Annotated in this window: 11 protein-coding genes; 9 read left to right on the top strand and 2 right to left on the bottom strand. The window is 61.1% G+C overall.

Annotation, left to right across the window (positions count from 1 at the left end):
- The 4 genes from AC5JJ6_RS31910 to AC5JJ6_RS31895 form a co-directional block, all read left to right on the top strand.
- A partial coding sequence (locus tag AC5JJ6_RS31910; protein ID WP_496045907.1) for a protein kinase domain-containing protein occupies nucleotides 1-634 on the top strand: 634 nt, incomplete at its 5' end.
- Nucleotides 610-933, top strand: a complete 324-nt coding sequence (locus AC5JJ6_RS31905; RefSeq protein ID WP_496045906.1) for a hypothetical protein — start codon at nucleotides 610-612, stop codon at nucleotides 931-933. The genes AC5JJ6_RS31910 and AC5JJ6_RS31905, both read left to right, overlap by 25 nt.
- Nucleotides 903-3,290, top strand: coding sequence for an AAA family ATPase (locus AC5JJ6_RS31900; RefSeq protein WP_496045905.1), 2,388 nt, complete (start codon nucleotides 903-905; stop codon nucleotides 3,288-3,290). The genes AC5JJ6_RS31905 and AC5JJ6_RS31900 overlap by 31 nt, the downstream gene beginning before the upstream one ends.
- 25 nt (nucleotides 3,291-3,315) lie before the next feature.
- Entirely contained in the window at nucleotides 3,316-4,170 is an 855-nt protein-coding gene (locus AC5JJ6_RS31895) for a ParB/RepB/Spo0J family partition protein (protein WP_496045904.1), read from the top strand.
- Between the two features lie 25 nt (nucleotides 4,171-4,195).
- Here AC5JJ6_RS31895 and AC5JJ6_RS31890 read toward each other — a convergent pair whose 3' ends face one another.
- Nucleotides 4,196-4,330: a YjiS-like domain-containing protein gene (locus AC5JJ6_RS31890; protein WP_496045903.1), complete on the bottom strand. Its 135-nt coding sequence runs from the start codon at nucleotides 4,328-4,330 to the stop codon at nucleotides 4,196-4,198.
- Between the two features lie 189 nt (nucleotides 4,331-4,519).
- Here AC5JJ6_RS31890 and AC5JJ6_RS31885 point away from each other — a divergent pair, with 189 nt between their 5' ends.
- The 4 genes from AC5JJ6_RS31885 (at nucleotide 4,520) to AC5JJ6_RS31870 (ending at nucleotide 6,123) form a co-directional block, all read left to right on the top strand.
- Nucleotides 4,520-4,924: a hypothetical protein gene (locus tag AC5JJ6_RS31885; RefSeq protein ID WP_496045902.1), complete on the top strand. Its 405-nt coding sequence runs from the start codon at nucleotides 4,520-4,522 to the stop codon at nucleotides 4,922-4,924.
- On the top strand, nucleotides 4,915-5,382 hold the full coding sequence (locus AC5JJ6_RS31880; RefSeq protein ID WP_496045908.1) for a transposase: 468 nt from the start codon (nucleotides 4,915-4,917) through the stop codon (nucleotides 5,380-5,382). Before AC5JJ6_RS31885 ends, AC5JJ6_RS31880 begins: the two co-directional genes overlap by 10 nt.
- Before the next feature lie 317 nt (nucleotides 5,383-5,699).
- Nucleotides 5,700-5,834: an ACT domain-containing protein gene (locus AC5JJ6_RS31875; RefSeq protein WP_496045901.1), complete on the top strand. Its 135-nt coding sequence runs from the start codon at nucleotides 5,700-5,702 to the stop codon at nucleotides 5,832-5,834.
- Between the two features lie 22 nt (nucleotides 5,835-5,856).
- A complete protein-coding gene (locus AC5JJ6_RS31870) occupies nucleotides 5,857-6,123 on the top strand; it encodes an ACT domain-containing protein (protein ID WP_496045900.1) in 267 nt (88 codons plus the stop codon).
- Nucleotides 6,124-6,593: 470 nt separating this feature from the next.
- Here the strand turns inward: AC5JJ6_RS31870 and AC5JJ6_RS31865 are convergent, their stop codons facing one another.
- Complete coding sequence (locus AC5JJ6_RS31865; RefSeq protein WP_496045899.1) at nucleotides 6,594-6,857, bottom strand: hypothetical protein; 264 nt, start codon at nucleotides 6,855-6,857, stop codon at nucleotides 6,594-6,596.
- A gap of 938 nt (nucleotides 6,858-7,795) precedes the next feature.
- Between AC5JJ6_RS31865 and AC5JJ6_RS31860 the strand changes: the two genes are divergently transcribed.
- The coding region (locus AC5JJ6_RS31860) for a hypothetical protein (protein WP_496045898.1) at nucleotides 7,796-7,976 on the top strand (181 nt) is incomplete at its 3' end.

The raw sequence follows: 7,976 nt of genomic DNA, 5'->3' as shown, positions 1-7,976 counted from the left end.
CCTATCGGCATACTCCTCGGATATCCTGCGTGGAGATAGCGAGCTGGGGCTTTTCCGCGCCCGGTCGCCGGACGGAACGCATTCCGTTCTGGTGCTGGCGCCGCTGGTCGAGCAGCCGAACCCGGCGACCACGGCGCGGATCGAGTGCGAATTCGCCCTTGCCGGCGAGATCGAGAGCGACTGGGTTGTCCGGCCGCTCGGACTCGATCGGACCACCTCCGTCCTGCGCCTGATCCTGGAGGATCAGGGTGGCGATCCCGTAGCGACAGGACCGGTGCGACGTTCCGGCCTGGGACGATTTCTGCGTCTTGCCGCCGGGCTTGCAGCCGCGGTCTGCGAGGTCCACCGGCACGGGCTGATCCACAAGGATATCAGACCGGCAAACCTGCTCGCGGATCACGCCGGCCGGGTCCAGCTGACCGGCCTCGGTCTGGCGACCCGGTTGCCGCGCGAACGTCAGGCGCTGGTCCCGCCGGAAACGATTGCCGGCATGCTGGTCTATATGGCGCCGGAGCAGACCGGGCGGATGAACCGTTCGGTCGATGCGCGCAGCGACCTCTACTCGGTTGGCGTGACGCTGTATGAGATGCTACCGGCACCCTCCCGCTCGTGGCCGGCGATCCGCTGGAATTAATCCACTGCCACATTGCACGGCCGCCGACGCCTCCCAGCGAGCGGACGCCCGGCATACCCAGCCAGATCGAAGCCATTATCCTGAAGCTGCTGGGCAAGACCGCTGAGGAGCGATACCAGACCGCCAAGGGTCTGGAAGCGGACTTGCGGCGCTGCCTGGCAGAGTGGGAACGGACGGGGCGGATCAGCCCGTTTCCACTCGGATCGTCCGACGTTCCGGACAGGCTGGCGATCCCGGAAAGGCTTTATGGCGGGACGCGGAAATCGAGGTGCTGGTATCGGAATTCGATCGGGTCGTGAACGATGGCGGCATGGAAGTCGTGCTGATCTTAGGATATTCGGGGATCGGAAAATCATCCGTCGTCGCCGAGCTGCACAAGGTGCTCGTGCCGTCGCGCGGGCTGTTCGCCGCCGGTAAGTTCGACCAGTTCAAGCGCGACATACCCTATGCCACGCTGGCGCAGGCATTCCAGGGACTTATGCTCCAGATCGCCGGGAGGGCCGAGGCGGAGGTCGCACTCTGGCGCGATGCGCTCCGTGAAGCATTGGGCGCCAACGGCCAGCTCATGACCGATCTGATCCCCGAACTGGAACGCATCGTCGGTCCGCAACCGCCTGTTCAGACGCTGCCGCCCCAGGATGCGCAGAACCGCTTCCAGCTCGTATTCCGCCGGCTGCTGGAAGTCTTCGCCCGGCCCGAACACCCGCTGGCCCTGTTTCTTGACGATCTTCAATGGCTCGACCGCGCGACCCTGGACCTGATCCGCCATCTGGTCGCAGGGCAGGAGACGCCGCATCTTCTGCTGGCCGGGGCCTATCGCGGCAACGAAGTCGACGGGACGCACCCTCTGCTCCGGACGATCGAGGACATCCGCGAGAGCGGCACGCAGCTCAGCGAGATCTTGCTGGGTCCTCTTGCCCCCGATGACGTGGAGTGCCTTCTGGCGGATACCTTGCGCGCCGATCCAGACCGGGCGGCGCCGCTGGCACGGCTGATCCATGGCAAGACCGGCGAAAATCCTTTCTTCGCGATCCAGTTCATCTCGACGCTGGCGGATGAGGGGCTGCTGGGCTTCGATCCGAAAGGCCGTGGCTGGAACTGGAGCCTGGACCGGATCCGCGCCAAGAACCTGACCGAAGATATCGTCGATCTGATGATGACCCGGCTGGCTCGCCTGCCCGGGCAACAACTGGATGTCCTGAAGCTGCTGGCCTGTCTTGGCGACGGTGCGACGGCATCGACAATAGCGCAGGTGCGCGGGGCAGGGGCCGGTCCGGCGGACGGGCCTCTATGGGGGCTTGTCGATGCGGGTCTGATCGGGAGGCAGGACAATGCCTATGCATTCGTCCACGACCGTATCCAGGAGGCGGCCTACGCCCTGATCCCGACTGCGGAGCGGCCGGTGCTGCATCTGGGTATCGGCAAGGCGATGTCGGCCGGGTCGGACCCGGCGGAGATCGAGGAGAACGTCTTCGAATGCCGGGACGGTGAGACGGCAAGGTGGTGCCGTAATGTGACATTCGCCCTGCCCTCTTCCTCCGGTGCGTCAACTGACCATTGTCACGTTGCGTCAACTGTGTATGGTGTGACGCGAACACACCGCATGACGGCGATGCAGATATTCGACGTCGAATACCGGGGAGCTTCGATGATCGGCCCAGAACTGAAGACGCTGCGCGAAAGCCGGGGAATGGACCAGCGCGCTTTTGCCGAACACCTCAACGGACAGCTCGGCCGCAGCTATGACAAGGCCCGCATCTCCCGGTGGGAGTCCGGCGCCGAACGTATTCCGGCACAGGTCGCCAAGTTCGTCGCCGCCGAGATGGCGCCCAAAGCCCTTGCACCCAAACGCTGCATCATACTGGCTGTTGCCAATCAGAAGGGCGGAGTGGGCAAGACCACGTCGGCGGTCAACCTGGCCTTTCTGCTTGCCAATGCCGGTTTGAAGGTCCTGCTGATCGACAGTGACCCGCAGGCGAGCGCCACGGCGCATCTTGGCATCGATCAGGCGGAAGCTCATGCTGCGGGAAAAACGCTGTATCCGGTCCTTCGCCAGGAAAAGCCCATCACGGACGTCATCGTCCCGGTATGCGATGGTTTGTTCGATCTGGTACCGTCGACGATAGCTCTGGCCAATGTGGATATCGAACTGGCGTCCGATCCGGTCAATGGCGGTCCGCTTGCGATGCGTGACCGGCTGGAGCCGCTGCGCGGAATCTATAATGTCGTCGTGATCGACTGCGGCCCTACCCTGTCGATGTTGACGGTCAATGCCCTGAATGCTGCCGATCAGCTGCTGGTGCCGGTCCAGACCGAAACCCTGGCAGGCCTTGGCGTCTCGCTGCTGCTGGAAACGGCGAATAAGCTGCGGCGGCGCAGCAATCCTGGTTTGCAGATCCTTGGCCTGCTGCCTACCATGTATACCTCGCGCAATGCCGCTGAGAAACTGACGCTGGACGAGTTGCATGAACTGTTCGGCAAGGTGATCCGTATCTTCGATCCTATCCCGCGGACGACGAAGTTCACCCAGTCGGCGCGGGCGCAGCTGCCCTTGCTCAAGGCCGCTCCCAATGCTCCCGGAGCCGAGGTCTATCATGAGATTACCCGTACCCTCATCACCCATATGATTGCGGAGGATGGTCGTGTCGCTTCTTAAGAAAGCTCAAAAAGGACCGTCCATGATGAGCAAGGCAGCCGCCCAGGTACGGAGCGATGTCCTGTTCGGCACCAGTTCCAACTTTCCGAGAATGGTCGAGATCGACCTGACGGCCATCGACCGCAACCCGAATCAGCCGCGCCAGCACTTCGACGAGGACGAACTGCGCGGTCTTGCGGAGTCGATCGGCAGGATGGGCCTCAAGCAGCCGATCCTGGTGCAGCAGACCGACGGCGGACGCTATGTCATAGCCGCCGGCGAGCGGCGGTTTCGGGCTCATCAGCTGCTCGGGCGGGAAACCATCTTTGCCATCATCACCGATGGCGATCTGGACGAGATCGCCCTGATCGAGAACCTTCAGCGCTCGGAACTGGATGCGCTGGAGGAAGCGAGGGCCTTTGCCCGGCTGATCGAGCGCCATAGCTACACCCATGAGGAACTTGGGCGGATCGTTTCTCGGAGCCAGGGTGAAATCGCGAGGACGCTGGCTACCCTGAAGCTGCCGGAAGACATGTTGCTGGAGTACCCGGCTTTCCGTAAGTCGATCTCCAAGTCGCTCCTTCAGGAACTTGCCTTTATCGACGATAGCGCCCTGCGCCAGAACCTGTGGGAAGAAGCCAAGGCTGGCAAGCTGACCATCCGGGGCCTTCGAGAGTCGAAGAAGAGTATGGTTGCGGCGGACGGGCAGGGGCGAGAGCCCGTGCCGACCGCAACGCCCGCTGCGGATGTCGCCAAGTTGCTGGCGAGCGTTCAGAAAAACATCAAGCGTACCAGCATCGATATCGTGGCGCTTCGGCAGCGGAAGGCGACGCTCGATGACAAGCAGCGCGAAGCGATCCGCGCTCTGCGTAACCAGCTGAACGATTTGCTTGGCGATTGAAAGCCGTTGCAAACCAAAGCCGGATTTAGGGTGTCTTGGAAGACGCCCTCCCGGATCTTCGTCCGCTCTCCTGGCAATTTTCCAGAAACCGGAAATTCGCGGCGATGGCAGGCACATCGGTGCGGCTGAGACCGATATCCCTCAATGCATGGTCGCTCATGATTTCCAGTGTCGATGCTCGGGCTTGAAGGACCGAACGATCCTGATTGTGTCTCAGAGTCTGTTCGTAGACGGGGTGTGCTGGCCTGTGCTGATCGGGATGCTACTTTGAGCAGAATGAGGGCTGACGCGTGGGAGGGCGGCAGGGTATGTCTGCGGCCATCGCCAACAGCCACTGGATCAACCGCATATGGGCACCGCTTTCAACTCTGCCAGGACTTCTGCTGCCTCGTGGGATGCTTTTGCCGATGTCGACGCCTTCGTCGACGCAGTGCTGGCGGAACTCGCGGCCAGGGCGGCGGATGGCACCCGGTCGACCCGTTCCGGGCCGAAGCCGCCGCTGATTGGAGCGGCACTGCGCAAGGCGATGATGGCCATCTGGTGCGTGTGCTTCTGCGGCATGCAGTGGCGGGCGATCGGCCTCCTGTGCGACATCCCGTTCGGCACGCTGTACTCACTGTTCGCCCGCTGGACCCGGCTTGGTCTGTGGCGCCGGCTGCTCAACCGCCTGATCCTGGCTTGGCGGCAGGCTTGTGGTGACAAACCCATACCTAGTGCCGTCATCATCGACAGCCGCTCCAGTCAATCGCGCTGACCTGCTTCACGCGCAGCTTCGATGGCAGCAAAAAGATCAAGGGCATCAAGATCCATCTTGCGGTCGACAAGTACGGCTTTCCGTTGGCGATCAACGTCTCGGCAGCCAACAGGCATGACAGCAAAGGCATTGTCCCGGTGCTGCATCAGCTTGCCGGCCGCGGTTTCAAGGGAACTGCCTTGGGTGATCTCAGCTACCGGGGCGAGCGGCTGTCCAAGGCCGGCGAAGCCATCGGAATCACCAGCCAACCCAGCGCCGGCGGTCACGACGGATCCTTCATTCCGGAGGGGATTCGATGGGTTGTCGAGCGCTCGCTGGGCTGGACTACCCGCTATCGCCGGTTGAACACCATCTTTGAGCGGACGAAGGCTCACCTCATCGCATCCATCGAGACCGCCTTCATCTCGATCCTGTCCCGCCGCTTGGTGCGCCTTGTAACCCAGGAAATCAATGCCTGATGTCTACGAACAGCTTCTGAATCTTGAGTTCGTCAACAAGCTGAAGAGCGATCACGAGGGTTTCGTGAAGTCTCGCGCCAAATCCTAATCGGCGGCACACGTCATCCCTGTTGCGGTGCACCTTGGTCAGGCGACAGTGAGCAGCCCGCAGCCGCCAGCGCACTGTCGCAAGTAATACTTTGACGAGATGGATCTTCCCGTTTCCGGCATAGCAGTGTTATATGCCCCTGAGGGTGGCAGTGGGCAGCTGGGATCATTGGAATGCATCGAACCAGGTTCCCTGATCCGCCCTTGGAACCCGGCGGTGACTACTTTACTTGGGTGAAGCGATGTCTGGCGAGAACGGCCTGAACAAGCTGATCGCGCCTATGCGTCCCGAGCTTCGCAGCGGATCCTACGTGTTCGTCACAGTGTCGCCGGGCGGCGCCACCCCTTTGGGCTCGGTGCCGTGATATTGTTCATCAAGGACGAGGGATGACGATGATCGTTCCCGACCATGCCGCGTCAGCAGCCGGACGCATCGGCGCCTTCCCGTGCCGCATGGTCACGCTGCCGCTCCATTCCGCCCTAAGGTCCGTTGGTTTCCTGGCGGAGGTCACGACGCGGTTGGCCACGGTCGGATTGTGCATGAACCACCTGTCAGCCTTCTTGCACGACCATCTCTTCGTCCCTGCGGAACAGGCGGAGGAAGCGGTCGAGATTCTGCTTCGCATGGCAGCCGATGCAAGGGCAAAGGGGTGACGGGCTTTCGGTGGCGTTACCGCCGCCACTCGGGACAGCAGATCGCAAAGACTGGGGAAGTATGCCATCCCGATGCTGCCCGCGGTCTGGGAGCAGCGGCAGGCAGACCTGTTGCTGCGCGTGGTACAATGCCGCTCGACGGCGAACCCGCCGGGCGCGTGGATCGCGCCGGAAAGGCCGGGAACTGGTCAGTAGTTTGTTGGAAACTGTTGTCCTCAATGTGACCAGGATTGATGCCTTTCACTAGGCAGTTGGTTGCCGAAACCAGATAGAACGTCGGCGCGGTCGATCCTGGCAGTATTTGGCGGCACTTATCCACAGACTTGGGGGATATGTCTGTGTAGATCCACGATGATCCGGCCGTTTGTCGCCGCTTCGTTCCAACTTGATCGGTGCAGGGTCTTGTCCCGTCGGAGCAAACCAGCACCGGGCGAGACCCAGGACGATACCTGCCGCCTGCGACGAGCACGCTACGCGCCGGGCGTCCATCTCCGTGCTGGCAAACCGGCGCTTCGCCTCCCGACGGCCAAATCCGCGGCCTCGACGGGCGATTGGAGCGAAGACCTCCCTTCAGGAGTTTCCACCCGGTCGAGGATCACCGCGTCGTCTCCCATCGAGTCGCCGACGAAGCCCCACTGGTCCGGGATGGCTGGCGTCGCGCCCTTGCCCATGACCCAAAGATCCCGTTCTTCCTGCGGTTCACGCCAGGCATGATTGTGGTGGCTGCGCACCATGGTCGTGAGGGTGTCGCCGATGTTTCGGAGACTTGTGTCCGCATCGTTAGTTCCGGTTTCGAATGAGCGTCGGTCTGTTTGCGGAAGACTGGTCAGGCCAACTGGGACAGAAGGTGAAGCTCGAAATCGAGAGGGCGATCAGCGTCAGGCTGGGCGGTACGGAGCCGTTTCGGAGCTCAGCGAGCACATCGTCTAGAAGAAGAATCTCGCACCGGATGGCTTCGCTCTCAGGAGCGAGGCCGTGAACGCCTCCGACATTTCTACATGAAAGACGTGAACGATCTCGGTGAAGGCACCGGGAGAAGCCAGGTAGACCTGACCAAGACGCAGCGATCCTGCTAGTGTCGATCATCCTGGCGATTGTCTGAAGCGGCCAGGAACATTATTCAACGTATAAGCCGGTCCTATCGATGTATGGGCCCGTCATTGGCCTTGTAATCATAATGAGGAGGTCCAAAGGGCGGAAACACACCGCTCCCTACAGTGACCCTCGCATCCATGCTGACGTGAGAAAGGAGCGGTGTATCCCCAATACCTGCAATGCCTGACATCACGTTACAAACATTTCGGAAAACCTTTTGCTAGAGTTCTGGTGAAATTTCCTGAAAAGCATATGTTCTCTCTAAAAAAGATAATGCCTGAATACCTTTACTTACCATATGGGATTTTCCTACTACGGTATAACATTTTCATGCTTGGAAACATCTCGTTACCATCAGCTTGACAGCCACAGCTGGCAAGGCTGAGAACCGAGAGGAACAATCGGATGTGGGAAACGACCTTATCCTTGAGTCGACAGGTTTTTGGGAACCTCTCGAGGAAGCTTTCGACAAGATCGCCATGATACATCCCACCATCGCAGCCTGATCACTCCCGGCCGGCACCGGAGAGTGCTTGCAATACTTCCCGGCTCCAACTTCTCAGTCGGAGTTCCCCACATGATCGACGTCAATGATCTTATCAAGCGCCGCGCCATGCCGGTCCTGTTCAGACCACGCCATTCTTTCTTCCGCAGCCTGTTGGCGGTTGGCACCGCTCCCGCGGGCATCTCGCCCCGGATGGCACACCTGATTGCCGAATACCGGCGCTCTGCGGAAGCCCTGGCCGCCACCGATTATG

This window comes from Skermanella sp. (assembly GCF_059503625.1).
The sequence above is the reverse complement of the archived record's forward strand: the minus strand, read 5'-3'. Positions and strand labels throughout refer to the sequence as shown.

Excerpts from the sequence above, each read along its gene's own strand:
- AC5JJ6_RS31865 (WP_496045899.1), bottom strand. The coding sequence starts at position 6,857 with ATGGTGCGCAGCCACCACAATCATGCCTGGCGTGAACCGCAGGAAGAA.
- AC5JJ6_RS31890 (WP_496045903.1), bottom strand. The coding sequence starts at position 4,330 with ATGAGCGACCATGCATTGAGGGATATCGGTCTCAGCCGCACCGATGTG.
- AC5JJ6_RS31870 (WP_496045900.1), top strand. The coding sequence starts at position 5,857 with ATGACGATGATCGTTCCCGACCATGCCGCGTCAGCAGCCGGACGCATC.
- AC5JJ6_RS31895 (WP_496045904.1), top strand. The coding sequence starts at position 3,316 with ATGAGCAAGGCAGCCGCCCAGGTACGGAGCGATGTCCTGTTCGGCACC.
- AC5JJ6_RS31885 (WP_496045902.1), top strand. The coding sequence starts at position 4,520 with ATGGGCACCGCTTTCAACTCTGCCAGGACTTCTGCTGCCTCGTGGGAT.